The organism is Rheinheimera sp., assembly GCF_036782235.1.
Lineage (GTDB): Bacteria > Pseudomonadota > Gammaproteobacteria > Enterobacterales > Alteromonadaceae > Pararheinheimera.
In genome coordinates this window covers 111,108-136,076 of record NZ_DAIPZL010000002.1, presented here as the reverse complement: position 1 = coordinate 136,076, position 24,969 = coordinate 111,108, and the positions used below count along the sequence as shown (strand labels likewise).

Sequence of the window (24,969 nt, the reverse complement as noted above, 5' to 3'; positions counted from 1 at the left end):
TCAATTAAGCTTTGTTGGCTTTTCTGCGGCGCAGCATCAGGCCTGCAAATGCCAGACCGAACAGCGCAAATGCACCTGGCTCAGACACATCAATTGATGTGCAAGGAACACCCGGTGTTGGCACACAAGCTAAGTCACCACCGTTTACGGTTAAGGTTGATTTACCTAAAGTCACTAACCAGCCAGCGTTGTTCTGGTCAATGTTCATCCGCACTTTTAAACCCGCATTCACCTGGCTTTGTGCCCAGCTAAAACCAGTTAAATCAAAATCAGTAAAGGCCCAAATGTCGCTTGCGCCAGCCAGGTAACCCAGGCTCAGCCATGAAGTACCGTCAAATACCGAAATAGCGTCCAGCTCACCTGAGTCATAATCCACATCAAACGCAGAAATACTCAGTTTGATATTGGTGAACAGACCAGCCAGCGGATTATGGATCCATTCCCAATCCTGATTCTGGTTACGGTAAAACGGCTGATTGTATTTGTTGCCATCAGAATCAACAAAATATTCAGTTGCGCTGTTATTGTTATATTCCTTCACATCAGTGATAGGCGCAGCCATAGCAGAAGAAGACATTAAAGCGATTACAGCGGCAAAACCTGCAAACAATTTCCCAAAGTTATACGTCATGTTGAAGTTCTCCAGAACTCTTTAAATTACACCAAGCAATATGCCAGCTATGCTGACCAGGTCGCAGGTATTACAGCCAGAGCCTGACTAAACCACTTTATGTCAGCCTCCAATCATCCTGCGCTGCGCTCTTTTAGCAAAAAAAAGGCCAACTATTTAAAAATGTAACCTACTGATTTAAAACAAATAAAGTAGAGGAACCTACAATTTGAAAATTTTGTGTAAAATATTATGACGCACAAAATTCACAAAAAAGGTACACTTTGAGCACTTTTTGAACAGCATATTCATAAGGAAGATATTCGCGGAACAGCGGTTGGGAATGGTTATCAAACAGGCTGTATAAACCTCAGGGTATGATTGAAAAGAGCCGACGCGGTATAACGCAGAGGGAGCGAGAGAGGTTGCCACCGACACACAGTGCCGGTGGCGGAAAGACTTTAGTTTTGCGCCGGGTTTAATTCCATACCCAGGTTGGTCACGCCCTGCTCTGCCACCCAGGCTTTGAGCTTTTGTACTTCAGCACGGCCAAACTCGTTAATTTCACTGCAGATATCTATCAATTCGGCCAGGCAATCCATTTCGTAGCACATCAGCTCATGCTCACGCACCACCTTTTTCAGCTCGGCTTCAGAGGTGATATCCAGATCGGCCGACTCATGTTCAATCAGCCGAGCTACCGAAGCCTGGGAGATTTTGGCCACATTAATAAATTCAGTGCTGTCTTGCTGAGTAATACCGTTGAGCATCATATCCAGCGCGGTAATGGCATCCAGCGCAGGATATACACCAAATATATCAAAATGACTGACTTCAGGTGTCACCAGTTCCAGCTCTTCCTGCAAACGGTCAAAGTTAATTTTGGCTCTTTTTACCTGCAGCCATTCCCAGACCAAATCCAGTACATGGCGCGGTAAAGCCGCATCACCAAAAGCAGTGACTTCGGCAAACAACTGATAACTTGGGATCATTCTTTCCAGCAAAGTGGCGGCCACTGCACCTTGCTGATAGAAGCTTAATTCACGCATGCGCTGGAAATTATTGGCTTTTGAATTCATGCAATTCTCTTATCTGACAAGCAGTTGCCCTGAGGGCAGTTTCAGGGCCGCTATGATACACAAGGCATGCAGGCAGAACCAGCATCAAGGCCGGTTCAACCCGAAGTTGCATTCAGCTGACGCTGGGCATATTCAAACTTCAGCCGGTACTCGGTCAACTGCTGCTCCAGAGTCTGCTGTTGTTGCTGACTGTCCTGTTCCAGTTGCTGCAGCTGTTGGCGTAACTGCCTGATGGTTTCCCTGGACTGATCGCCTTCATTTTGTTGCCGCTCTTCCAGCGCCTGCTGCCTGGTCTGGGCTCGGAACAACTGACTTTCCAGCTTATGCTGCAACGTCGACCATTCCTGCTCTTTTTCCTGTAACGCCAGCAGCTGCTGCCGGGTTTCGGCCAGTGCAGCAGCGGCCTGGGTCAGTTCGGCAGAAGCTGACTGCTGCTGATGTTGCTGTTCGGCCAGGCTGGCACTGAGCTGCTGCTTTTCCTGTTCCAGCTGTTCAAATTGCTGCAAGCGGATTTTCAGTTCCTGCTGCAGTTGCTGATCAATCACAGTGATTTGATTCAGCTGCACCGCCATTGCATTCACCTGTTGCTGGTATTGATCCAGCTGCTGCTGCAGTTGCGCCATTTCCTGCTGATGATTTGTGGCTTGTTGCGCCAATGCCTGTTGCAGGGTTTCTTCGGCGGTTTGTTGTTGCGCGGCCCACAAGGCACTGGTTTGTTGTTGCTGTTGATCCAGCTGTTGTTGCAACGCCAGTTGTTGTGCTGTTGCCTGCTGTAGCTTTTGCTCTGCAGTCTGTAATTGCTGCTGCACTGCCAGCAGTTGCGCGTCGCGCTCTGCCAGCTGCTGCGACAGATTGCCGGCCTGCTCACTTTGTTGTTGTTGCAGTTGTTCTAAACTGGCCTCGGTCTGCGCCAGCTTCTGCAGCAGCACCGTATATTGTTGCTGTGCTTCAGCAAGCGCCTGCTGATGTTGCGTCAGTTCAGCTTTGAGCTGTGTATTGTGCTGCTGTTGTTTATCCAGCTGTTGTTGCCACTGGCTGGTGACACTGGCCTGCTGCAACTGGGCATCCTGCAATTCGGTGCGCAGCTGCTGAATTTGCAACTGCAGTGCATCACGCTCTGAGGTGACCTGATGTAAGGCGCTTTCCAGTAACTGATTGCCGGACTCGCTGGCTTGTTGTTGCTGTTTTTCCAGCTCCAGCACCCGGTATTTTTCCGCTTTAAAGTCGTCCTGGCTTTGTTTGAGCTGCACAGCGAGGCGCTGCATCGCAGCCAAAGCTTCTTCTTTTTCGTCCTGAAACTGCCTGAGCTGTTGCTGGCTTTGCTGTTGCTGCTTTTCTGCTGCAGCCAGCTGCTGTTTCAGCAAAGAGCACTCAGCTTCCAGCTGCTGTTGCTGTGCAATGGCTCCATCAGCGGCACTTTGTTGTGAATGCAGTTGCAACTGTTGTTGTTCTAGTTTTTGTTGCCACTGCTGCTCAACCTGCTGACGCACCGAAGCGGTCAGTTGTTCCAGCAATTGTTGTTGTTGACTTAATAACTGACCGGAAAAATCTACCAGTGCGGTTTCAAGTTGTTGTTGTGCGGTTTGGACCAGAGTCTGTTCAGGTTGCTCTGTGTTATTTTTTACGACGGCCTGCATCTGTTAATCCCATTTAAAATAATGGCTGATGCCATTTAACAACATTTGTACTGCAATTATCACTAAAATCATACCCATTAATCTTTCCATCGCGGTCAGACCACGTTCGCCCAGCACTCTGTGCAACATGGGCGCAAATAATAAAATGGCTGAACTCACCAGCCAGGCGCCTACTAAAGCCAGGGTCCAGTCCATCATCTGACCCGGCTGCTGATTGGCCAGCAAAATAAGTGCAGCCAGAATTGAAGGCCCGGCAATCATTGGCACAGCCAGCGGAAATAAAAAAGGTTCTTCACCTTCTTTTAAACCGGCCAAACCACCCGGCGGCGGAAAAATCATCCGGATGGCGATTAAAAACAGGATAATACCACCGGCAATACTCACCGCTTCTTCTTTGACCCCAAGCAGGGCCAAAAAGCTCTGCCCGCCGTACAAAAACATTAATAAAATAATCAGCGACAAAATAAGTTCACGGATTAAAACGATACGGCGGCGTTCGGGTTTTAAGTCTTTTAAAATAGCCACCACAATCGGCAGGTTGCCTAGAGGGTCCATGATCAAAAACAATGTCAGCATCGCACTCCATAAATCAACGGCCATGCTGCACCTCCGGGGCGGTTTTATTTGGCTGAAGTCAGTGTAATATGAGTTCAGATTTCAAGCGAATCAAATTGTTGCAGTGATTTAGCTGCAAAATTCAGCACCATTGGAGCAGACACATGACCCTCACCACCCCGGCTTTGTTATTTCCTGCCATCTCGTTATTGCTGCTGGCTTATACCAACAGGTTTCTGGTGTTAGCTCAACTGATCCGCCAGCTGAACGAACGAGAAGGCGATCAGGTACGGGATCTGGCCAAAAGACAAATTGAAAATCTGCGTCAGCGTATTGTGCTGATCCGCTCGATGCAGCGCTGGGGGGTGATTAGTTTTGTACTTTGTACTTTGTCGATGTTCAGTTTATTTTTAAACTGGACTCTGGCCGGCCAATGGTGTTTTGGAGCCAGTTTAGTCTGCCTGATGTTAAGCTTGTTGATTTCGTTATATGAAATTCAGATCTCCTGTCACGCTATTAATATCGAACTGGAATCACTGGAAAATCGCTGAAAACCATTTTTCTGCGATGCAACAGCTGCCAATATGTTAATTGTCAGCCATAGTTAACATTAACTTTGTATTAAGCTGAGCCTATGAGCAACCAAGACTTTTTATTCAGTCAGGACACTGCCATCAGTTGGGCAACTGAAACGGCCCCATCTCCAACCGGTCAAAAACCATGGCAGGTACTGATTGTGGATGATGACGAAAGCATTCATCAAATCACCAGTCTGGTGCTGCGTGGATTTCAGTTTGAACACCGCAATGTAGAACTTATTCATGTGTACAGCGCCCGTGAGGCGCGTGCTGTATTACAGACCAACCCGGGTATTGCTGTTGCCATTATTGACGTAGTCATGGAAACCAATCATGCGGGGCTGGATCTCATCAAAACCATCCGCTCTGAGCTGAACCAACATCAAATCCGGCTGATTTTGCGTACCGGCCAGCCCGGTGAGGCACCGGAAGAAAGTGTGATCCGCGATTACGACATTAACGACTATAAAAACAAAACCGAAGTCACCGCCATTAAACTGAAAACTCTGTTGTATTCGTCGTTACGCTCCTACCGCGACATTTGCATTATTGATGACAACAAAAAAGGCCTGGAAAAAATTATCGGTTCTACCGTCAGTTTTCTTGAATGTGAAAGCCTGACCGAGTTTGCTTCTAATATTCTGGCGCAGGCCGCACATTTACTTGGGCTTGATCATCAACAGATTTATTGTTGTGCCGCCACCGGTGACCCACGACAGCAACAACTGCAGCTCGATGTGATAGCAGCAACAGGCCAGGACACCACGCCGGATCACAAGTTACCGGACGATGTGGTAGAGCGGCTGAAAAAAGTGCATCAACTAAAACACACCTTCCATGGTGACGATTATTTTGTTGGTTATTTCACCACCAGCCGTGGCCTGGAAAACCTGTTGTATGTCAGTAAAGACAGCAAATTTGACCAGGTTGATCATCATCTGCTCAGTTATTTTGCCAGCAATATTGCCGTAGCTTATGAAAACATCAGGCTCAGAGAGCTGATTAAAGAAAGCCAGCGTGAACTGTCTTATATTTTGGGCGAAGCGGTTGAAAAAAGGTCCAAAGAAACCGGCAGCCACGTAAAACGGGTGGCCAACTTCAGTTTTTTACTGGCGCTGAAATATGGTTTATCCAACTACGACGCCGAAAAAATCAAACTAGCCTCGCCTTTGCACGACGTCGGTAAAATTGCCATTTCGGATCATATTCTGAATAAACCGGGCAAACACGACGCCGCAGAGTGGGACATCATGCGTCAGCATGCTGAAATTGGTTATCAGATTTTGCAAAAATCACAGAATGAAATTTTGCAGCAGGGCGCCATTATTGCGTATGAACACCATGAGCGCTGGGATGGTAAGGGTTATCCACGGGGTTTAGCCGGTGAAGAAATTGATATCGCCGGCCGTATCACAGCGCTGGCCGACGTTTTTGACGCCCTGGCCAGTGAACGTTGTTACAAAGAAGCCTGGCCTATGCCCAAAGTGCTGCAATATTTAGCCGAAGAAAAAGGCAAACAGTTTGACCCTGTACTGGTGGATATTCTGCTGAGCCATCTGGATGAATTTATTGCTATCCGCGACGCTTATCCTGATTTGCAGTAGTTTGTTAAAAACTCAGCACAAAGAAAAAACTTTAAATTACAAAAACTTAAAAGGCCTGAGTTTGTTCAGGCCTTTTTTATTCGCTGTGACAAAAAAATAACACAGCAGCAAAATTAGTTTTGTGGTGCCAACGGCACAGTACGCTCAGTAGCTTCATAACGACGGATAAATGCAGCGCAGTCGGCTGTTTTATCCAGCTGGCGAATGGCCAGCGTCAGCTCGCCCACTGTTAAACCAAATTTATGCAAAGTGGAGCGGTTAATCAGCTGGGTTGGGCTGACCAGATACAACCAGTCTTTGACCGTCACGTCGATATAATCGCTGCTTTGCTCGTTCTCTTTACCTGCATCCGCTGCCTTAGGAATACGCAGCACATATTGCCAATACAAGGTATTGCCAGCCAGCTGCCCTGTCGCCTGCCCCACTACATCTTCGGCTTTGCCGGAAATTTCACCCTGGTCGTTCTGACTGAGCTGCCAATGTCTTTTATCAACACGGCCATCACTAAAACTGAAAATTTCATATAAATCGCCGCTATTGCCCTGCCACTGACCACAAAGCTCAGCGGTAAAATGCAGGCTTTGTTTACCACGCCAGTCGTGCATCACACCAAAGGCTTCACTGGAACCGACAAAAAACTGCGACAACTGTAAATTAGGTGTCATGGCCTGATAATCCTGTACTGACTGGCTGCAGCCAAATAAAGCAAACAAACTTAAGCATAAAGTTTTGCGCATTCTGCTCGTCCATCCTCATTGAGATACTGATACATACGGCATCAGGCAGTTTTTGGATTTAACAGGCGGGGTGTTTCACTCTTTTTGTGGTTGGCCGCACTAAAAATCAGCGACAGCCACCAATAAAAAAATAAAATTATGAGTTAATTCAAAGAACTGAATTAGTATCTAAAAATATTTTATTTTTTTAGCCATCACAGCCAACTAAATTTCACCAGGGCCCGACCAATGCACATCAGAACCTGAGAATAAAAACAAAGTGTTTAAACGCAGTGACGAATCTTTAATCAACAAAGCGCTGAATGGCAACGAACGCGCCTGGCAGCAGCTCGTCAGCCGGTATCAGTCCGTGCTGTATTATTACGGCCTGCGCCTGATGGGAAACCCGGACGACGCCCGTGATCTGCTGCAGGACGTGTGCATGGTGTTGTGCCGCAATCTGGCGCAATTTCGCGGCGACAGCAGCTTTAAAACCTGGCTGTTTGGCATTGCCAACTACCGCGCTATGGATATGCTGCGCAAGCGCAAACCCAGTCAGGATCTGGACGATATACCAGAGCTGTATAACGAAGACGAACAAAGCCACGAGCAACAGCTGTACGGCGCCCAGACACAAAAACTGGTACAGCAACAGCTGCGTACCTTACCGCCGGAACAACGGCTGGTGGTGGAACTGAGGTTTTATCAGCAATTTACTTTTGACGAAATTGCCGATCAGCTGGCGCTGTCGAGCAATACCGTTAAATCAAGATTTTATGCGGCATTAGATAAACTGCGTGTGCAGTTGGAGGTAGCCAATGTTGGACAATCAGCAAATTTTTGAAGCCTGGCTCGCGGGCAAAATCACCGCTGCTGAATGTGAGCAACAACTTCGTTCAGACAATCAATGGTACGGCCGTTTCCTCGCCGCACAAAACATCCGTCAGGATGCCAGAGCACCAATGTATGACAACGTGCCAGACATAGACACCAGTCAGCTGTTCCGCCAGCAATGGGGTCATAAAACCGCAAAAACCGCCTGGTGGCCGAGGCTCAGTGTCGGCATGTCGGCACTGGCGCTTATTATCAGCATGTCGCCTTTGCAACTGCAGCTGCATGGTGGTGGGCTGGCACTGCGCTGGGACAGCTTTGATGCCGCTGCGCAGCAACAACAGCTCAATACCATGTTGGCTGGTTTTCAGCAGCAACAGCAGCAATATCTGCAGCAGCAACTGCAAATTCAGCAACAGCAACAAGCCACTCAGCTGGTGATGCTCAAAGACTATCTGTCTGAAAATGAACAAAAAGCCAGACGCAGCGACATGCTGGAGCTGGTGGAATATCTGAATCAACAACGACAGGCCGACTGGCAATACTGGCAGGACAACGCCCAGCCAAGCCAGGCCAGGCTTGATTACAGTAGCCGCAGTTACCTGCCGAACCGAACCCAACCGGAGTAAACCATGATGAAACTGAATTTTTATGTTAGCGCCCTTGCCGCTCTGCTATTTAGCGGCAACAGCCTGGCCGCCACTGAAGTGAGCCCTAAGCTGAAGCAGAACCTGGAAATTATGCGCAATATTCTGCAAACCTCGTTAGAGCAAAGCCAGCATGCCAATGTGGGCCGCATCAGCCACAGTTATCTGGCAGGCCAGGGAGTATTGTTCCGCACCAGCACCCGCGGCCAGTTTGGTCATTATTTTGCTATGGCGCCTATGCCACCGGCCGCGCCTATGCCGGTGATTGACCAGGCTGCAATTGCCGCTATCAGCGCCCGCGCTTCCGCTGCGGCCAATGCAGCTATGGCCGGTGACCATATTTCCGAAGCCTATATTGAAGATATTGCTGAACAAGCCGAAGCTCAGGCCGAACAAATGATGGAGCAGCAGGAGCAAATGCAGGACCAAATGCGGGAATTAAGGGAACAAAGCCGCGATTTAGAACGTGAGCTCAGAGACATAGAGCGGGAAAAACGTGATATTGAATTTGCCCGCAAAGTGGGTAAAGAAGATGCTGAGCAGCAAAAACAACTAAGCCAGCTCAACAGCAAAAACACTGAACTGCAAAAACGTCTGGCTGACATTAAACAAAAATATGCCGCCTGGGAGAAAGATTTCCAGCAAAAACGCGCCGAACAGGCTAAGTTAGCCGCACAAAAACAGGCGGAGCTCATTACCAGCATCAGCGTAAATTTTGCCACTACCCTGTGTGATTACGGCGCCAGCCTGCGCGAAATTAAAGATGATGAGTTTGTGTCGTTACAGCTGGAAACAGCGCAAGGCCGTGACGGTAAAGACATTTACTGGGTTTTCAAAAAGTCGGATATTAACCAGTGTGTCAGCGGTAAGTTAAAAGCCGAAACCCTGCTGAAAAAAGCCGATTATTATCAGTATTAATATTGTTCTGAGCGGAATATGCCGCTAAGCCACGACAAAGCCTGCATATTGCAGGCTTTGTTTTTGGTGCTGCCTTTTATCATTGCCGCTGCAAAAAGGAGCGAAGCCGATAAGTCCGGGCGACTGCTGTAGGCCTGCAATGCAGTAAGCTTGCGCTGTTCCTTCAGACCTTACTGGCCTTGCTAAAAAGCCGCGCAAGTTTGGGCCTTATCGGTAATATCAGCCGGTAAACGGCTTCCATCAACCAGGGCAAAGGCGGTATAGCACCGAGATACCCCAAAAAGCGCCAGCCCGGTAAAGCGCGCCACAAGCGCAAAAAAGCCCGGGCGCCCTGCCACACCTGGTCGTTTGGACCCACCAGATGGAAACGTTTAAGCGCATCACATCTGTTAATGCCATCCGGCAAAGCTTGCAGGCTGTTGGATACATCGATAAACAGCAGCGGTTCCCGCGCCTGTAGTTTTTGGTAATAGGCAATTTCCCTGCTGCATAAAGGGCAACTACCGTCGTATAACACTGTTAATCCTGAGTAACTCAAAATGGCCCCCTCTGCTTTTCATGCTGACAATGTGATGCTAAGGCAAAACCTTATGCCGCTATAAACGTTGCTCAACGCGGTTTGGACTTTATTTTTAACAAAACCTGAGTTCTTAATCGGCAATGGCGCCAAATAGCCATTTTGAGTAACAGCACCGGTTTAAGTAATACTGAAACCGGGCATTCGCTTTTTACAAGGTCTCAGGTTATTACCCGGTCATTCGGGGCAGACCTTAAGCTGCAGGACCTGTGAGTCATATCAAAGACATATTCTGAATGTGGCAAAACGAACTGAACTTTTAAGCAGCTCACCAATAAGAGGTAATATTTGTTTACATCTGCCTGGCCTGCGCCGTGAACTAAATAACAAGACAAAGTTCGAATTGCCGACGCTTCGAACGTCCAAACAAGCTGCAAAGCGACAAGATAAGGATTGAATAATGGGCAAAACGCCTTTTTTAACTCAGCTCGCCAGTTTTTTTAAAGCTACCCGTAGTTTTATCGTTTTTATTACCCTGATGTTGGTGTTTCGCAGCGCTTGTGCTGACTGGTATACAGTTCCCACCGGCTCTATGCAGCCGACCATTCATATTGGCGATAGGGTCACAGTGAATAAAATGGCCTACGACCTGCGGCTACCCTTTAGCAAACTGGTACTGCTACGAACCGGTGAACCCGCTCGCGGCGATATTATGGTGTTTGATTCCAATGCGGCGCAAAATCGCCTGATAAAACGTGTTGTTGGTTTACCAGGGGATACTGTCGAGATGCAGGATGAGGTGTTACTGATTAACGGCAAGCCACTGGCTTATCGACAGGAAGACGACACCAACTTATTAACCACAGCAACCGAACAATTGGGAGAGCTGGCGCATCAGGTTCAATGGGATAAATCCCGGCCAGCAGTTTTTGCTAACTTTAGCGCTATCACCATCCCCGAGGACTACTATTTAGTGCTTGGTGACAATCGCCGGCAGAGCGCAGACTCACGTGTTTATGGGCTGGTGCCTAGGCATGAATTACTGGGCAGAGCCAGTTACGTCGCTTTCTCCATGGACTACGACAATTATTATCTGCCACGGGCTGATAGATTCGCAAAATCACTTTACTCAGAACATTAATGCAAATATCAGTCACTTAGAAAAGCCCCGTTAACGGGGCTGATTATACCCACCTAAAAAGCCCCTCCAGAATTTGATAAGCCAGCTAAACCCTCAGTGCTTTGGGGATGATAACGGTAGCGTCTAACCATGTGCCTGGCTAGCGCCTTGTGATGTCCGTTTTTCCAGCCCCCCATATCGCCAGACTAATCCGCCAAACCAACACCGGGAACTGCACAGTGAGCATTCAACAGAGAGCGCGGGAAGTGCGAACGCAATGGTTGCCGGTTGTGGTTCATGCCGTGCCGATTCAATCTCAGCAGTGCCAATATCATCAGCCAACAGCTAAGAATTCCGGCCACCGGGCACAAGCTCACAACCAGGAATCACAGTCAGCTATCCGCTGCATCATTGCCCGGATTGAACAGGCAAAGTGCCTAACTGATAAGTCGCGGTGATATTGGGATTGGCCGACCAGACCGGATCGGCCTGTATCAATGCACCGCGGTTTTGGCTTGCGACATTCAGCTGTAAACGCTGTTTATCGATGCTTTGCCAGGTTACTTTAATACCAAGCTGTTCCGGGTGGCCTTCGGTGACAAACAAATTACCAGGGCCATCTGCCAGCATGCCGTCTTTGGCCAGAATGGAAATATTGCTACTAAAACCGGGGGCATTATTACAACTGCGGACAAATACCACAGCTTTAAATTGATGATCAGGTGAAGCAAGCTGCGCTGTAATGCCATTAGTACAGGATGCTGTGGTGGCCGCAAACATCCAGGCGACCAGCGCGCCCAGGATCACAACAGGCGCAACGGCAAACAACCCAATATCTCTGACAAGCTTATTCATGCACTTTCCTTTGAATACTGACAACAAAACGGCGCCATTACATGCCAGCTCAGGCACAAAAGCAAGCAGCAACCCCCTTTAGCAACAGACAAAATACCAAACCTGACAATGCAACAACCCCATAAAAAACCCCGTGATGCCATGCAACATAACGGGGCTTTTGCACAGAACATCACACCTCAGGCTTTAAAACGGCCTTGCTACTGCAAGCCTTCTAAAATCTGGTAAGCTAGCTTTACCCTCAGTGCATTGGGATAACGTTTGTTGGTAAGCAGCACAATGCCAACCTGGCGCGACGGAATAAAAGCGGCGTAAGCACCAAAACCGCCGGTGGCGCCGGTTTTATGTATCCAGTGGCTTGTTTTGCCAACAGTTTTGCCGGTTGTGGTGTCAGCAGTAGGCTGCATTATTAAACTGGCGGGGCTGCCACTGACAAAGCCCGGGTCTGTCATTGCTTCCAGCGCTTGCAGCTGCACCGGGTAGTCGAGCATTTCCCAGCCCAGACCCTGATACATCTGGCCGGCTTTGGCATAAGGCTGCTGCGAACTTACAAGAGCGGCTTTTAGCAGCGACGCTTCCACCTGCTGCGGCTGCATGTTGGCTTGTACCCAGCTGGCGACATCCCGCACACTGGCTTTTACACCACCTGCTTCGTCCAGTAATACCCCAGTGCCAATATGCACTGCTTTGCCTTCGTTGTAACCCCAGGCATATTGCGCCATCGCCTGTTGTGGCACCTGCAAATAAGTGCTGTTGAGCTTTAGTGTGGCGGTAAGTTTGGCAAATGCCTCAGTATAAGTTTGACCACCGGCAGCCGCAGCCAAATGGGCAAATAAACCTATGCTGCTATTGGCATATACCCGTTGGCTGCCTGGTGCATAAGCGGGCTGCCACTCCTGGTAATACTTCAGCAAACTGCTTTTGTCGGTCACGCTCTCCGGCATAAAAAGCGGCAGGCCGCCTGCGGTGTAAGTGGCCAGATGTTGCATATTGATGTTTTGCCATGGTTTTGCCGTCAGCGCCGGCCAGTGGGTTGCAACACTATCCGTCAGTTTGATATCACCCCGCTGCAGCGCCATAGCGCCAATAACACCGGCAAAGGTTTTGCTGATCGAACCCAGCTCAAACAGCGTGTCAGGTGTCACGGCAATATGATTGCTGATGTCGGCCTTACCAAAGCTGTAATAAAAAGTTTTGCCCTGCCACAGCACGGCCACCGCCATACCCGGGATTTGTTGTTGCTGCATCAGCTGCTGAACTTCGTTGCCAACAGCCGCTTTTAACGCAGCTTCACTCGAAATTTTCTGCTGAATGCCGTGATAAGTTGCGCCGTTTTGTGCCAGCGCCGGTACTGAGCTGAACAGCGTTAAGGCCAGCGCCGCTTTGAGCGACCAGGCCACTTGGGTTGTGAATAAATGCATCAATGTTCCTTTGCAAACGAGAGGGTTATGTCAAAGTGCCGGGCCCGCACTTCACTAGCTTGCCTGAGTTGACTTCGCCGGACAAAAGGTTAATTTGCATAGCAGCTGTTAGAAAAACTTACAGAAGTTGCAGGAAGCCGCATGACCCGTCGTTATATCCCATTAAAATCTTTGCGCGCTTTTGAAGCTGCAGCCCGGCATTTAAGTTTTACCCATGCCGCTATAGAACTGAATGTCACCCATTCGGCTGTGAGTCAGCAGGTAAAACTGTTGGAGGATCAGCTACATTGCCCATTATTTTTGCGGATCCCACGTGGCCTGATGCTCACGCCTGAAGGTGAAGCGCTGCTGCCAGTATTAAATGAATCTTTTGACCGTATTGCCCAGCTGTTAGATTATTTTGCCAGTCGCAAAGTGCAGGAAAAACTGCACATTGGGGTGGTTGGCACCTTTGCCACTGGCTTTTTGTTGCCCCGTTTAGCGGCCTTTTATCAAAAATTTCCCCATATCGAACTGCAAATTTCCACCAATAACAACAGGGTGGATCTGGCCGCCGAAGGGCTGGATTACGCCATTCGTTTTGGCAGTGGCGCCTGGCATGGCACTGCGGCCATGTATTTATGTGACAGTCCACTGACGCCTTTATGCACGCCTGAACTGGCGGCCAACATCAGCCAACCGGCTGACTTACTGAACTTTATGCTGCTGCGCTCTTACCGGCGCGACGAATGGACGGCCTGGTTACAACAAGCCGGCGGCCCTGTACTTCCGCCCACCCATCCGGTGATGGTCTTTGATTCCAGCATCACTATGCTGGAAGCCGCGCAAAGTGGTATTGGTATTGCGATAGCGCCGGCGCGAATGTTTAGTCATTTGTTGCAAACAGGCAGAATTCAGCGGCCTTTTAGCACAGAAATCAGCTTGGGCAGTTATTGGCTGACCCGGCTGCAATCCAGGCCGGAAACCGGTGCCATGCGTGAATTTGCCCAGTGGTTAAGCGCTGAATTAATAGAAAGTGCATTGTGATAAGCGCTGTAACCTGTGCGAAAAGCCCGGAGCACGACCTTAGCGCAAAGACGGCACAGCAGGCTGCAGCTATTCTGATCACCAGGCTACTGAGGTTTTTCTGACAAACACCGGAACTTCATTTGTCAGCTTTAGTCTGTATCTGCATCATTTTCCTCAGTTTTAAGCTTGCCCTTGCTGTATTCCCGTTTATCTGTAGCCATTGCACTGTCGTTGCTGCTGCATTTGTTATTGCTGGCGCTGCTGTTATTGCAGCGTGCACCAGCGCCGGTTAAAAACACCAGGAAGACAGCGCCACTGACAGTACAAATCGTCCATTGGCCAAAGCCCAAAGCGCCAGCCCCTGCTAACGGCAGCAATAAAAACACTGAGGCGCAGCCAACCAGCACCACGACCACAGCAGCGCCAAAGCTAAAAATAAAAGACACCACCGAGACTGCAGCCGGCAAAAAACCGGCCGTAACAACAGATCAGCACACCACAAAAACGGCAACAGCGTTTACAGCGCCTAAAACAAACAAAGCCCGAAAGCAAAACACGCAGCAAAACACGGAGCAAAGCCAGCCTCAGCCGGCCACTACTGAGACAGCAACTTTACCACCAAGCCTTGCCGACCGCATTTTAGCCACAGTGGCAACCCGGCAGCAGCAACAGGCCACAGAACTCAGCAGCGCTGAAGTTAAGGCGTTACAACAAAAAACCTTGCCCGAAAAAGCCCTGGCTGTCACCCGCAGCGGCCCCAAACCCGCTAATGCCGCCGCGAATGTGCTGGAAGTGATGAAAGATGGCAGTTTTATCGAAAAAATCGGGGATTATTGTTATCTGGCCAAAGATGGCGCCGATCTTCGCCGTGATATTGCCAGTATGAAACCTGTCAGCTGCGGCGATGATGCCGATGCAGCTCTGTACCAGAGCATTATGAATAAAGTGGGCAACTACCGGCGTTAAGGCGGTTTTTTTACTCCTGCTGACCGGGTAAAAACCGCCTGCTGTCAATACCTCCGCATCAACACTTGTCTGACCAAACAAAAAACCTGCTGTGTTAAGGTCAATCCGCGGCTGCACTCTGCCATGAAAGCTCCACGACCAACAACTGTGTTATTACGCTTAGCCTCCTTGTGATGGCTTGGCATTTCAGGCAGCATTTTTTACATATTCATCATGAGGTTATCACATGCGCCTTCCTTTTTTCCGTGCAGCCCTGGCCAGCGCCCTGACATGCTGCTTTGCCAGCTCAGTGTTGGCTGCTCCTGTCGGTAATCTGACGTCTATCCGGGCCAGCAATAATCAACTGGATATCACCACAGATCAGCAGGTGCTGCTGCAAATCCAGCTGTTGCAGGACGATTTGTTCCGCCTTCAGGCCGGCTTAAACGGCAAGCTGACGGAACCCGGCAACAAAGCAGCCGCTATTGTGTTACCACAAACGCCAGCCCTGGTTGAATTTCAGCTGAGCGACAAGGGCGACTATCAGTTATTACAAACAGAAAAATTTGCGCTGCGCATTTATGCCAAACCACTGAAATTTGCGCTTTATCAAGCCGACAATCAGCAGCTGATCATGCAGGAACTGCAGCCGCTGGAACTGAGTCCAGAGCAGAGTTTTCAGACACTCAGCACAGATCCGGCCGAGCGTTTTTTTGGTGGTGGCCAGCAAAACGGTGCCTTTGAATTTAAAGGCAAAACCATGGAAATTTCTTATTCCGGCGGCTGGGAAGAAGGCGACCGACCTAGCCCTGCGCCTTTTTATATGTCGAGCAAAGGTTATGGGGTGCTGCGTAACAGCTGGGCCAACGGCAGTTATGATTTTCGGTCCAGCGACTACATTCAGCTCAGCCATCACGAAGGGCGTTTTGACGCTTATTATTTTGTCGGCAACTCCATCAAAGAGGTGCTCGCCGATTACACCGCCCTCACAGGCCGCGCCCGCCTTATTCCACGTTGGGCTTTTGAATATGGCGACGCCGACTGTTACAACGATGGTGACAATATTAAAAAACCGGGCACAGTACCGGATGGCTGGACTGATGGCCCTACAGGCACCACACCGGATGTGATTGAAACTGTTGCTAAAAAATACCGTGAGCATAACATGCCGGGCGGCTGGATTTTACCCAACGACGGTTATGGTTGTGGTTACACCGACTTGCCCAAAGTAGTGGCAGGCCTTGCCAAATATGGCTTTAAAACCGGGCTCTGGACCGAAAGCGGTGTAGATAAAATTGCCTGGGAAGTAGGCACAGCAGGTTCAAGGGCGCAAAAACTGGATGTGGCCTGGACAGGTCAGGGTTACCAATTTGCGCTGGACGCCAATAAAGCCGCTGCTGACGGCATCTTAAATAACTCAGAGTCACGACCCTTTTTATGGACAGTGATGGGCTGGGCCGGTGTGCAAAGATATGCCGTCACCTGGACTGGCGATCAATCCGCCAGCTGGGACTATATCCGCTGGCATATCCCCACCCTGATTGGCTCAGGTTTATCCGGCCAGGCTTATGCAACTGGCGATGTGGACGCTATTTTTGGCGGCAGCGCCGAAACCTATACCCGTGATTTACAGTGGAAAGCTTTTACCCCTGTGTTGATGGGTATGTCGGGCTGGGCCAAAGCGGCGCGTAAACATCCCTGGTGGTATGACGAGCCGTATCGCAGCATCAACCGCGATTATCTGAAGTTAAAAATGCGCTTAACGCCTTATATGTACAGCACGGCTTATGAGGCTGAAACCACAGGCGCACCTATAGTGCGTGGCCTGATGTGGGATCATGCGCAGGATCAAACTGCGCTGACCGAAACCCATAAATACCAGTTTTTACTGGGCAAATATTTGTTAATAGCGCCAGTGTACCGCTCCATGGCCGCCAGTAAGGGCTGGCGTACAGATGTATATTTGCCACAAGGCCAATGGATTGATTATTGGGATGGCCGGGTGGTGGATGCACCAGCAGCAGGCCAGTTGCTTGATTACAAAGTGGATTTAAAAACCATTCCGGTGTTTGTGCGGGCAGGCGCTATTTTACCCATGTACCCCGCTGCTTTATACGACGGCGAAAAACCCAAAGATGAGCTGACACTGGATATTTATCCCTTTGGTCAAAGCAGTTATCTGATGTATGAGGACGACGGCAATACCCGTCAGTATCAGCAGGGCAAATTTAGCCAGCAAGAATTTAAAGTGACAGCACCACAAGGTAAAGCCGGTGATATCAGCGTCACTATTGGTGCTGTGAACGGTGAATACCAGGGCCAGGAGCAACAGCGGGTTTATCAGCTGCACATTCACAGCAGAATAAAACCGGAGCAGGTCAGGCTTCAAGGCCAGCACTTAGCAGAATTCAAAGACAAAACAACTTTTGAAAAAGCCAACAGCGGCTGGTTTTATAACCCGGAAAAATACGGTGTGATTCTGGTAAAAACGCCCAAAACCTCCATCCGGCAAGGGTTGCAATTTGAGGTCAGCATCAACAGCGCTTTGGCACTTCCACCAACAGCGGGTTACCCCAAAGCGCCGGAACTGGGTAACGCTATTGCCGCCGACAGTTTGCTGGTGTTAAACCGGCCGGCAGAAGAGCCTGGCCATGTGTTGGAAAACGCTTTTGACGACAATCCAACCAGCTGGTTTAGAACCAAAAGAGATCAGGCGCTGAAAACCGGTGCCCATGAATTTACCCTGGCACTGGGTGAACGCCGTATGGTCAATGGCTTTGAAATAGCGCCCCGGAATGACCAACACTGGAAATATGGTCAGGTACGGGATTATGAAGTGTATATCGCCGACAACAACGGCGAATGGGGCGAGCCGGTGCATCGGGGCCAGCTGAAACTGTCTGACAAATTGCAAAAAGTGGAATTTGCCGCCAAAGCCGGCACCTTATTCCGTTTTCGCGTGTTAAGCACTCAGGATCAAGCCGCAGATGGCACTGCCATAGATCCAATGGTGACAGCAGCAGATGCCACAACACAGTCTGATCCTGCAAATACCCCTGTGGCCAAAGCTTTTAATGCGTTGCTGCCCAAACAAGTCACACCAATCACTATTTCAGAATTCAGAGTGCTGGAGCAACCTTTGCCCAAAGCAGAGCGGCAGCAGCTGTATTTATCGGATGTTGATGCTGTGGTGAGTCAACACAAAATCAACCCCAAAGCACTGATGCAAATGAATGGCCTGAAATTCCGTCAGGGTTTAGCTGTGGCTGGCCAAAGCCGGCTGGATTATCAGCTCGCCGGGCATTGGCAGTTATTCCGCGCTGATGTGGGCATTAACGACAGCTGCCGTCAGCATGGCAGCGTGCAGTTCCAGATCTATGGTGACAACAAACTGTTGTTTGACTCAGGCACAATAAAAGCACCTGCGGTCGTCAAACCTGAGCTGGATATCCGTGGCATCAAACTGCTGAGCCTGCGCACTGTAGCCGGCAACAACCAAGTGTGTGCTAACTGGGCCAATGCATCCCTGATTGGTTTTGCCGGGGATAAAGCTGGCAATCTTTCCAAACCGCTTTAATCTGGGGCTGCACAAAACAACAAAGCCGGCAATTGCCGGCTTTGTTGTTTTGTTTGAGCTGTCCTAAATAACCGGACACTGTGCCTGTACACTGGACTGATCGCTGATCAGATACCTTTGTTGTAGTTGCTGATATTCAGGGCTTTGCCAGAATTGCTGTAGTGCCTGATTAAAGGCATCAGCCAGTTTTTTGTCGCGAAATGCCACCCGGTAATAACTGGGGGCAAATAACGGATGCACCTGCACCTGCTGCGGTGGTTCAATTTTGTCGTGATGGTAATAAAAAATATTAATGTCCATCACCACAGCCTGCACCCGCATTTTATGCAAAGACTCCACCTGAGTGCGCTGCTCGACGGTTTCACGGTATTTAAACGACTGTTTGGCGATATCGCGGAACTCATCGCCTAGCGCAGCGCTGGCATTCTGAAACGCCAGCACTGACAGATTTTTTAGATCGGACAGCTGGTTGATCACCAGCTGTTGTACTTCCAGGCTCACCACCACATTCTGATAACGGATATAAGGGCAGGAATAATAAAGACCGGCTTCGTTGGCCTTCATCGGCTGCAAAGTGGCCATATCCCCAATATTCTGCTGCAATAAAGTCTGAATACGTTTATTTGGCACATGGGTAAATTCTGCCGTGGTGCCCATTCGCTTGACCAAAGCACGCAGCAGTTCAATTTCGTAACCATCGGCGGTTTCAATCTGAATATAAGGGGGTTTGTTCATGCCCACCAACACCTGCAAGGCCTGGGCAGACAAACTAAATACAGGGCAACTGCAGAGCGTCAGCACAAATACAGCAAAGCGGTTTAGCATTAGATCAGCTCCGAAAACCACTGTGATAACTGAGCATAGCTGGCAATTGCTGAAAACGGCAAAACGCCCACCGGATAATTTAGCAAAGTTGCAAGAACCAGATCCGAAGTGCGCGAGCAACTGGCTCTGTCGTGACAAAACTGGCAAGCTGGCCTCCTGCCAGACTCTGATAGGTTAAACCGATGAAACTTATGCCTTATTTTCGCTCTGTCCGCTTCTGGCGTCAGCTACACCTGTGGTTGAGCCTGTTATTATCATTGCAACTGCTGGCCTGGTTTGGCAGTGGACTGGTGATGTCAGTGTTGCCCATTCAAGAAGTTCGTGGTGATCATCTGAAAAAAACCGCACCAGAGGTAGAGTGGCAACAAGCTCAGTTCAGCCCGGCCCAACTGACGGCTTTGCATCCCGGCGCCCAGCTCAGCCTGACACAACGCGGCACTCTGCCTGTGTATCAGCTGCAACATGGGGAAAAGCTGATGTACTTCAGCGCACTGGATGGCAGCAGACTGCAAGCCCTGAACGAAAACGAACTCAGAACTCTGGCAACAGCCCGTTATAACGGCAAAGGCACACTACAAAACAGCAGGCTGCTGACTGCATTGCCGCTGGAAGCGCGGGGACTGTCGTTGCCACTGTGGCAGGTTCAGTTTCAGGACGCGGACAATACAGTGTTTTATCTTGATCCTGTGCTTGGCCAGTTATTGCGGGTGCGTACCGACAACTGGCGTTTATTTGATTTTGTCTGGATGCTGCACATTATGGATTATCGTGAGCGTGATAACTTTAATAACCTGCTGTTGATCATCAGCTCAGCGTCTGCTCTGCTGTTTACCCTGTCTGGCATCTGGTTATTGGTACTGACCCTTGGCCGCAAAAGGTTAAAAACATCACACTGAGCACAGCGCTAAAGACTGCAAGTGCTGTGACAGGGCAAAGCAAAGGCGGCTCTTCTATACTGCTATAAGTCAGCCGCCCGACTGCAGCTGTCAGACAGCACAGTCTGTAACCTGAGGAACCTTGCCATGAACAGTAGTTATCATTCTTTCAGTCAGTTATTTGACCAACTGGGCCTTCGCAGTGACAGCAACAGTATTGAACAATTTATCAAAGAGCACCGGCTGGATGCCGATCAGGCGCTGTCCAAAGCCAGTTTCTGGACGCCGGCACAGGCGGCATTTTTGCGGGAAAGTTATCAGCAGGACGCCGACTGGGTCGAAGTGATAGACCAACTGAACCAGCGGCTGCGTTAAGCAGCCGCCTGTTTTATTCAGCTTTGATCTGATAAAGCGGTAAGGCGCTCAGCCGTCTGTCAATTTCCTGCACCATCTGCTGATACACTTCAGAATCCACCGACTGATATCTTTGTTCAAATAATTGCTGGGATAAACCTTCAGGTAAACGGGCTTTGCTGGGGAAAATTTCTGCTTCTTCGCGCTGTTGCCGGAAAAACTGTTGCACCGCAGTGGCAGAGGCCGTTGAGGCTGTGGCAATACGGGCAAAACGTACACCGGCTCTGTCGGCCAGCAAATCCACAAAACTAAAGCCACTGCCGCCTTTAATTGAATCCAGTAATTCTTTGGCCTCGCCCACTGTATTACTGACATTGTGGCTGGTTAACAAATGAATAGCCGCCGAATAAATAAAATGTTGTTGCAGATCCGGACGTCGCGCCAGCGTTACACGCGGTGCTTTTACACCGCTGGGTCTTTTCACTTCATTGACCATCAGCTGCAGGTTCTGCCCACCCAATAACTGCGCCAGCGCCAGCAAAGCGCTCTGATTCTCGCGGGCCGCTACTGAAGGATCCGCCTCACTGCGTATTGCCGCTTGCTGCAATAAAACCTGCAGATAACTGACCAGACTGACACTTTCTTGTTGTTGTGCGGCATGCGCAAGCGCAATCTGATAATAAAATTCGATATCGGCTCGTTGTTGTGGTGAGCTGAACAGATCACGATACACTGACAAGCCGGACTCTTTCAGCTTTTGTAAATTCCAGCCACTGGGTTTGTTCAGTGCTACTTTCACGGCGTTTTCTTCAAATTGGACCGAACGCACCATCGCCAATAATTCAGCACCTGTGCCAGGCCCCCACATTTGATCAGCCGCCGAGCCAACCAAAGTTAAAGCGGCCCCCCCCGGCAACGTCAGCATGCCAATTTTTACTTTATCTATTTGCAAGGGGCCACTGGATGGGCTGATTTGTACTGTGGCATTCAGATAATACTGTTGGCCCAGCAACCGCACCGGTACTGTCATTAAGCTGGTTAAACCTGAGGCTGTGACCTGCGCCTGGCCCTGAAAACCGGGTAAGGTACGGCTAGCCAGATGAAAAGCGGAATTGAGCTCGTCAGCATTGGCAGCGATGACCCACTGGCTGCCATCTGGATTTTGCATCGACTGATTGAGGTTGGTTAATAGTTGTTTACTGTGGCGCACAGTGTCAGCATTCATCTGGCCGGACAAAGTTAATAAAGGCACAGTATCGAGCAACAACCAGCCGGCAAAACACAGAGTGGTGAGCAGCACCAACAACAGAGTCAGTAATTGCCGGAATAAATGATGCACAGCTTTCATCAGTGCTGCCAATTCTCAATCAAATGAAAGTTGTTATCTTACCAGAAGCTTTTCTATCTGCGACAAGCTTTTATCAATAGCTTTGACGGTCAGCTTGTATGCAGATTCGCTAATATTTTTTGAAGTTTGCCGCTCTATCAGTTATTTTATGCACAGAATGTCTTAAATTTCACCGGCACTGTGAATGACAGCCTTGTTTTGATTCTGGCTGCTAAGCTTGTCGCAATAACTACTATAAAACTGCCCAGTGAAAGAGATCCCAGATGAATGTAGTTGGTTCTTTGTTCCACCTAATCCGTAACTGCAAATCTTTGCGCTCTATAGCGCTGCTGATACTGCTCGGCAGTTTTACCGCCAATGCGGCTGTTGAGCTTGATAAGCAGCTGGAACAACAACTTGATCAATATCTGACAACAGCCAATCAGGATGAAAATCTGGCCGGGCAGTTTTTATTGTCGCTGGAGAAAGACGTTTCTGCCCTGACCCCCATCAACAGCAAAGTACGTTTTTATGTGTATAAAGTGTCCGAACTACGCCGGCTAAAAGACCAAAAAGGGCTTGATGAGACCCTGGTATTGCTACAGGAATTGGCACAAACAACTCAGGATCCTGACGTACTGGCTGAAATTAATGCCGAAATGCTGGTGCAATTTTGGGACAAAGCTGACTTTAGCAAGGCAATTACCTATCTGGAGCCCACCCTCGAGTATGCCCACCAAGCGAGTCAAAGCCGGGTAAAATATTATGCATTTAATCTGGCCGGCAATTTTCAAAGCTGGCGTGGCAAATATGATCAGGCACTGCAGGCTTACCACGACGCTTATGAAGCAATAGCCCAGGACGAACACCCAAGAACCACTTTTCGCCGGATGAATCTGGCGCTGCGGATGGCAAATCTGCAGTCCAGTCTGAAAAATTTTGAAAAATCCAACCAAATGACAGAAGAAGTGCTGCCCATCGCACTACAAAACCCTGAATTAGAAGGTTTTTTGCCAGATATTTATATCCAGCAAGGTTTTAATCTGGTGGAACTGCAGGATTTGGATGGCGCCGCCAAAGCCAATCTGGAAGCACTGAAATGGGCAAAAAAACGCAATATGATTTTTGCCGAAACCACAGCACTGAATAATCTCGGTGATATTGCCATGCGTCAACGTAAATTTGCTGAAGCGCGGCAATACTTTGAACAATGCCTTAAATTTGGCATAGAGCAGAAGGACAAAAACACCGAAAATTTGGCCCGGTTTAATCTGGGTTATGTCCAGGTACAGGAAGGGCAATTTGCCGACGGCCTGAGCGCCATGCAAAACGTGGTGGATTTATCCAAAGAGGCCGGTGCCCAGTCAGAAACCCTGGAATACCTGGTCGAACTGGCCGACGCTTTCCAACTGGCCTCGATGCACCAGCAGGAAGCCAAAACATTGCGTGAGCATGCAGCTCTTGCCAGAGAAATTTTTCAACAGGAACGTGAACGTCAAATCAATCAATTGCAGGAAGAGTTTTCTGCCAAAGAAAAAAGCAAAGAAATTGCCGGCTTAAAACAACAGAACCAATTAAAAGCCGTGGAAATCGAACGGCAAAAACTGCAGCAGGATGTCACTTTACTGATTGGTGTGGTGGTCGTTCTGGCAGCAATTTTATTGTATTTATTGTATCGCAAGGTACAAACCGCCAATCAGAAGCTCAAAGAAGCCAATGATCAGCTGGCCTATCAGTCGTTACGCGATCCTTTAACAGGTTTATTTAACCGCCGTTCTTTCCAGGAGCAAATGGACAAACGCCAGCGTCAGGTGGAAAGGCGCCAGCTGGCAGCACTCACCACAGACGGCTTTATTTTGCTGGATGTCGACTTTTTTAAACATGTGAACGACCACTTTGGCCATGCCGCCGGTGACGCTGTTTTGGTTGAAATTGCCAACAGATTATCCAAACTGACCCGCAATGACGATATGGTGCTGCGCTGGGGCGGAGAAGAGTTCCTGATTTTATTGCGCCGGGTGGATATTCAATCTTTAGCCGCTTTTACCCAGCGGGTACTGGATACCATCGGCAATACCCCGGTGGTTTTTGGTGAACATCAAATTCGCGTGACAGCTTCAGCCGGTTTTTTAACATACCCTTTTGCCAATCTGAATGAACAAACCATGGGTTGGGCCAAAGCGCTGCAACTGGCTGATATGGCCTTATATTTGGGTAAAGTGCATGGCCGCAACCGCGCTTATGGTTTGGTGCAGTTAAATAAACCTTATGCCGATATCGCCACTCAGCTGGAAACCGATTTATCAGAAGCCATTAAAGAAGGCAGTGTGGATGTGGCTTTGGTGGAAGGGCCGCATAAAAACAACACCGACAGCTAAAGTTCTGCCTTTATAAAAGCTGCGTTTTACCAACAGCGCAGCGAACTCACTACACTACTGTATACCACAAGGCTGACGGAGTGCGGCTTGATGTTTCAGATCCAACAACTTGATCATCTGGTGCTTAGGGTACAAAACCTGCCGTTGATGCTGCAGTTTTACCAGGAAGCACTGGGTTGTACTTTAGAGCGTAGCCTGCCTGAGCTCGGCTTGTATCAGCTCAGAGCCGGGCAGCAACTGATTGATTTAATTAGTGTTGACGGTGAGCTTGGCAAAGAAGGTGGCGAAGCGCCCGGCGCCGAGGGCCGTAATCTAGCACACTTTTGTCTGCTGATCAGCCCTTTTGACCCCGCGGCTTTAAAACAACATTTTGCCCCTTTTGCCATTGAGCTCAGTTCAACTGAAATCCGTTATGGCGCCACCGGTTTTGGTCCTTCGGTCTATATTCTGGACCCCGAAGGCAATACCATTGAACTTAAAGCTTGTGACGCTACCTCAGCCCCGTCCGTGTCATGACTCCACTTCAGATATAAACACCGGCTCTTCAGCCTGATTTTGCCCTGCCGCCGCTAAAACTTCGGTTGTTTAGCAC

Annotated in this window: 23 protein-coding genes; 13 read left to right on the top strand and 10 right to left on the bottom strand. The window is 49.2% G+C overall.

Translation table 11 applies throughout. From position 1 onward, the window contains the following. Positions 1–4 precede the first annotated feature (4 nt). The 4 genes from V7P87_RS02830 to V7P87_RS02815 all read right to left on the bottom strand — a co-directional run bounded on the left by V7P87_RS02830 (position 5) and on the right by V7P87_RS02815 (position 3,926). Positions 5–631, bottom strand: coding sequence for a PEP-CTERM sorting domain-containing protein (locus V7P87_RS02830; RefSeq protein WP_333796074.1), 627 nt, complete (start codon positions 629–631; stop codon positions 5–7). A gap of 440 nt (positions 632–1,071) precedes the next feature. Further along, positions 1,072–1,689 (bottom strand): YjaG family protein, encoded by a 618-nt coding sequence (locus tag V7P87_RS02825; RefSeq protein ID WP_333796073.1) that lies wholly within the window; start codon positions 1,687–1,689, stop codon positions 1,072–1,074. 95 nt (positions 1,690–1,784) lie between these two features. After that, the gene (locus tag V7P87_RS02820) at positions 1,785–3,326 is read right to left on the bottom strand and encodes a hypothetical protein (RefSeq protein WP_333796072.1); all 1,542 of its coding nucleotides are present in this window, start codon (positions 3,324–3,326) and stop codon (positions 1,785–1,787) included. A gap of 3 nt (positions 3,327–3,329) precedes the next feature. After that, positions 3,330–3,926 (bottom strand): YhgN family NAAT transporter, encoded by a 597-nt coding sequence (locus tag V7P87_RS02815; RefSeq protein WP_296295420.1) that lies wholly within the window; start codon positions 3,924–3,926, stop codon positions 3,330–3,332. Between the two features lie 119 nt (positions 3,927–4,045). Here V7P87_RS02815 and V7P87_RS02810 point away from each other — a divergent pair, with 119 nt between their 5' ends. Both V7P87_RS02810 and V7P87_RS02805 read left to right on the top strand, forming a co-directional pair. Continuing rightward, entirely contained in the window at positions 4,046–4,432 is a 387-nt protein-coding gene (locus tag V7P87_RS02810) for a DUF2721 domain-containing protein (protein ID WP_260655876.1), read from the top strand. Positions 4,433–4,515: 83 nt separating this feature from the next. Further along, a complete protein-coding gene (locus V7P87_RS02805; RefSeq protein WP_333796071.1) occupies positions 4,516–6,063 on the top strand; it encodes a DUF3369 domain-containing protein in 1,548 nt (515 codons plus the stop codon). Between the two features lie 113 nt (positions 6,064–6,176). Here the strand turns inward: V7P87_RS02805 and V7P87_RS02800 are convergent, their stop codons facing one another. Then, positions 6,177–6,800, bottom strand: coding sequence for a DUF3833 family protein (locus tag V7P87_RS02800; RefSeq protein ID WP_296295415.1), 624 nt, complete (start codon positions 6,798–6,800; stop codon positions 6,177–6,179). A gap of 259 nt (positions 6,801–7,059) precedes the next feature. Between V7P87_RS02800 and V7P87_RS02795 the strand changes: the two genes are divergently transcribed. The 3 genes from V7P87_RS02795 to V7P87_RS02785 are packed head-to-tail and all read left to right on the top strand — an operon-like array spanning position 7,060 to position 9,175. Beyond that, a complete protein-coding gene (locus tag V7P87_RS02795) occupies positions 7,060–7,623 on the top strand; it encodes an RNA polymerase sigma factor (RefSeq protein ID WP_333796070.1) in 564 nt (187 codons plus the stop codon). After that, positions 7,598–8,239: a hypothetical protein gene (locus V7P87_RS02790; RefSeq protein WP_296295412.1), complete on the top strand. Its 642-nt coding sequence runs from the start codon at positions 7,598–7,600 to the stop codon at positions 8,237–8,239. Before V7P87_RS02795 ends, V7P87_RS02790 begins: the two co-directional genes overlap by 26 nt. A 3-nt stretch (positions 8,240–8,242) precedes the next feature. Continuing rightward, positions 8,243–9,175, top strand: a complete 933-nt coding sequence (locus tag V7P87_RS02785) for a hypothetical protein (protein ID WP_333796069.1) — start codon at positions 8,243–8,245, stop codon at positions 9,173–9,175. 163 nt (positions 9,176–9,338) lie between these two features. Here V7P87_RS02785 and V7P87_RS02780 read toward each other — a convergent pair whose 3' ends face one another. Then, a complete protein-coding gene (locus V7P87_RS02780) occupies positions 9,339–9,713 on the bottom strand; it encodes a thiol-disulfide oxidoreductase DCC family protein (RefSeq protein ID WP_296295409.1) in 375 nt (124 codons plus the stop codon). Positions 9,714–10,152: 439 nt separating this feature from the next. On the opposite strand from V7P87_RS02780, the gene lepB reads away from it, so the two are divergent. Further along, positions 10,153–10,833, top strand: coding sequence for a signal peptidase I (lepB, locus tag V7P87_RS02775; protein ID WP_296295407.1), 681 nt, complete (start codon positions 10,153–10,155; stop codon positions 10,831–10,833). 387 nt (positions 10,834–11,220) lie between these two features. Here lepB and V7P87_RS02770 read toward each other — a convergent pair whose 3' ends face one another. After that, positions 11,221–11,667 carry a hypothetical protein gene (locus V7P87_RS02770; RefSeq protein WP_333796068.1) on the bottom strand — a complete coding sequence of 149 codons (447 nt, stop codon included), beginning with the start codon at positions 11,665–11,667 and terminating at the stop codon, positions 11,221–11,223. 200 nt (positions 11,668–11,867) lie between these two features. Continuing rightward, positions 11,868–13,088 carry a class C beta-lactamase gene (gene ampC / locus V7P87_RS02765; RefSeq protein WP_333796067.1) on the bottom strand — a complete coding sequence of 407 codons (1,221 nt, stop codon included), beginning with the start codon at positions 13,086–13,088 and terminating at the stop codon, positions 11,868–11,870. Between the two features lie 141 nt (positions 13,089–13,229). Between ampC and ampR the strand changes: the two genes are divergently transcribed. From ampR to V7P87_RS02750, 3 genes are all read left to right on the top strand, one after another. Further along, a complete protein-coding gene (gene ampR / locus V7P87_RS02760; protein WP_333796066.1) occupies positions 13,230–14,114 on the top strand; it encodes a LysR family transcriptional regulator AmpR in 885 nt (294 codons plus the stop codon). Between the two features lie 174 nt (positions 14,115–14,288). Beyond that, positions 14,289–15,062, top strand: a complete 774-nt coding sequence (locus tag V7P87_RS02755) for a hypothetical protein (protein ID WP_333796065.1) — start codon at positions 14,289–14,291, stop codon at positions 15,060–15,062. 226 nt (positions 15,063–15,288) lie between these two features. After that, complete coding sequence (locus tag V7P87_RS02750) at positions 15,289–18,618, top strand: TIM-barrel domain-containing protein (RefSeq protein ID WP_333796064.1); 3,330 nt, start codon at positions 15,289–15,291, stop codon at positions 18,616–18,618. Positions 18,619–18,681: 63 nt separating this feature from the next. Here V7P87_RS02750 and V7P87_RS02745 read toward each other — a convergent pair whose 3' ends face one another. Further along, positions 18,682–19,443 carry a substrate-binding periplasmic protein gene (locus V7P87_RS02745; RefSeq protein WP_333796063.1) on the bottom strand — a complete coding sequence of 254 codons (762 nt, stop codon included), beginning with the start codon at positions 19,441–19,443 and terminating at the stop codon, positions 18,682–18,684. Between the two features lie 182 nt (positions 19,444–19,625). Here V7P87_RS02745 and V7P87_RS02740 point away from each other — a divergent pair, with 182 nt between their 5' ends. After that, entirely contained in the window at positions 19,626–20,339 is a 714-nt protein-coding gene (locus V7P87_RS02740) for a PepSY domain-containing protein (protein ID WP_333796062.1), read from the top strand. 126 nt (positions 20,340–20,465) lie between these two features. Then, positions 20,466–20,693 (top strand): DUF2789 domain-containing protein, encoded by a 228-nt coding sequence (locus V7P87_RS02735; protein ID WP_333796061.1) that lies wholly within the window; start codon positions 20,466–20,468, stop codon positions 20,691–20,693. Between the two features lie 13 nt (positions 20,694–20,706). Here the strand turns inward: V7P87_RS02735 and V7P87_RS02730 are convergent, their stop codons facing one another. Then, positions 20,707–22,020 carry a hypothetical protein gene (locus V7P87_RS02730; RefSeq protein WP_333796060.1) on the bottom strand — a complete coding sequence of 438 codons (1,314 nt, stop codon included), beginning with the start codon at positions 22,018–22,020 and terminating at the stop codon, positions 20,707–20,709. 263 nt (positions 22,021–22,283) lie between these two features. Here V7P87_RS02730 and V7P87_RS02725 point away from each other — a divergent pair, with 263 nt between their 5' ends. Both V7P87_RS02725 and V7P87_RS02720 read left to right on the top strand, forming a co-directional pair. Continuing rightward, positions 22,284–24,377, top strand: a complete 2,094-nt coding sequence (locus tag V7P87_RS02725) for a tetratricopeptide repeat-containing diguanylate cyclase (RefSeq protein WP_333796059.1) — start codon at positions 22,284–22,286, stop codon at positions 24,375–24,377. A gap of 90 nt (positions 24,378–24,467) precedes the next feature. After that, a complete protein-coding gene (locus V7P87_RS02720) occupies positions 24,468–24,893 on the top strand; it encodes a VOC family protein (RefSeq protein ID WP_333796278.1) in 426 nt (141 codons plus the stop codon). Positions 24,894–24,969 lie beyond the last annotated feature (76 nt).

Bases quoted from the DNA above. Each gene is read 5' to 3' on its own strand.
- V7P87_RS02730 (WP_333796060.1), bottom strand. From the start codon at position 22,020: ATGAAAGCTGTGCATCATTTATTCCGGCAATTACTGACTCTGTTGTTG.
- V7P87_RS02720 (WP_333796278.1), top strand. From the start codon at position 24,468: ATGTTTCAGATCCAACAACTTGATCATCTGGTGCTTAGGGTACAAAAC.
- V7P87_RS02725 (WP_333796059.1), top strand. From the start codon at position 22,284: ATGAATGTAGTTGGTTCTTTGTTCCACCTAATCCGTAACTGCAAATCT.
- ampR (WP_333796066.1), top strand. From the start codon at position 13,230: ATGACCCGTCGTTATATCCCATTAAAATCTTTGCGCGCTTTTGAAGCT.
- V7P87_RS02805 (WP_333796071.1), top strand. From the start codon at position 4,516: ATGAGCAACCAAGACTTTTTATTCAGTCAGGACACTGCCATCAGTTGG.
- V7P87_RS02750 (WP_333796064.1), top strand. From the start codon at position 15,289: ATGCGCCTTCCTTTTTTCCGTGCAGCCCTGGCCAGCGCCCTGACATGC.
- V7P87_RS02830 (WP_333796074.1), bottom strand. From the start codon at position 631: ATGACGTATAACTTTGGGAAATTGTTTGCAGGTTTTGCCGCTGTAATC.
- V7P87_RS02825 (WP_333796073.1), bottom strand. From the start codon at position 1,689: ATGAATTCAAAAGCCAATAATTTCCAGCGCATGCGTGAATTAAGCTTC.
- V7P87_RS02800 (WP_296295415.1), bottom strand. From the start codon at position 6,800: ATGCGCAAAACTTTATGCTTAAGTTTGTTTGCTTTATTTGGCTGCAGC.
- V7P87_RS02740 (WP_333796062.1), top strand. From the start codon at position 19,626: ATGAAACTTATGCCTTATTTTCGCTCTGTCCGCTTCTGGCGTCAGCTA.
- V7P87_RS02770 (WP_333796068.1), bottom strand. From the start codon at position 11,667: ATGAATAAGCTTGTCAGAGATATTGGGTTGTTTGCCGTTGCGCCTGTT.
- ampC (WP_333796067.1), bottom strand. From the start codon at position 13,088: ATGCATTTATTCACAACCCAAGTGGCCTGGTCGCTCAAAGCGGCGCTG.
- V7P87_RS02790 (WP_296295412.1), top strand. From the start codon at position 7,598: ATGTTGGACAATCAGCAAATTTTTGAAGCCTGGCTCGCGGGCAAAATC.
- lepB (WP_296295407.1), top strand. From the start codon at position 10,153: ATGGGCAAAACGCCTTTTTTAACTCAGCTCGCCAGTTTTTTTAAAGCT.
- V7P87_RS02815 (WP_296295420.1), bottom strand. From the start codon at position 3,926: ATGGCCGTTGATTTATGGAGTGCGATGCTGACATTGTTTTTGATCATG.
- V7P87_RS02735 (WP_333796061.1), top strand. From the start codon at position 20,466: ATGAACAGTAGTTATCATTCTTTCAGTCAGTTATTTGACCAACTGGGC.
- V7P87_RS02745 (WP_333796063.1), bottom strand. From the start codon at position 19,443: ATGCTAAACCGCTTTGCTGTATTTGTGCTGACGCTCTGCAGTTGCCCT.
- V7P87_RS02785 (WP_333796069.1), top strand. From the start codon at position 8,243: ATGATGAAACTGAATTTTTATGTTAGCGCCCTTGCCGCTCTGCTATTT.
- V7P87_RS02810 (WP_260655876.1), top strand. From the start codon at position 4,046: ATGACCCTCACCACCCCGGCTTTGTTATTTCCTGCCATCTCGTTATTG.
- V7P87_RS02820 (WP_333796072.1), bottom strand. From the start codon at position 3,326: ATGCAGGCCGTCGTAAAAAATAACACAGAGCAACCTGAACAGACTCTG.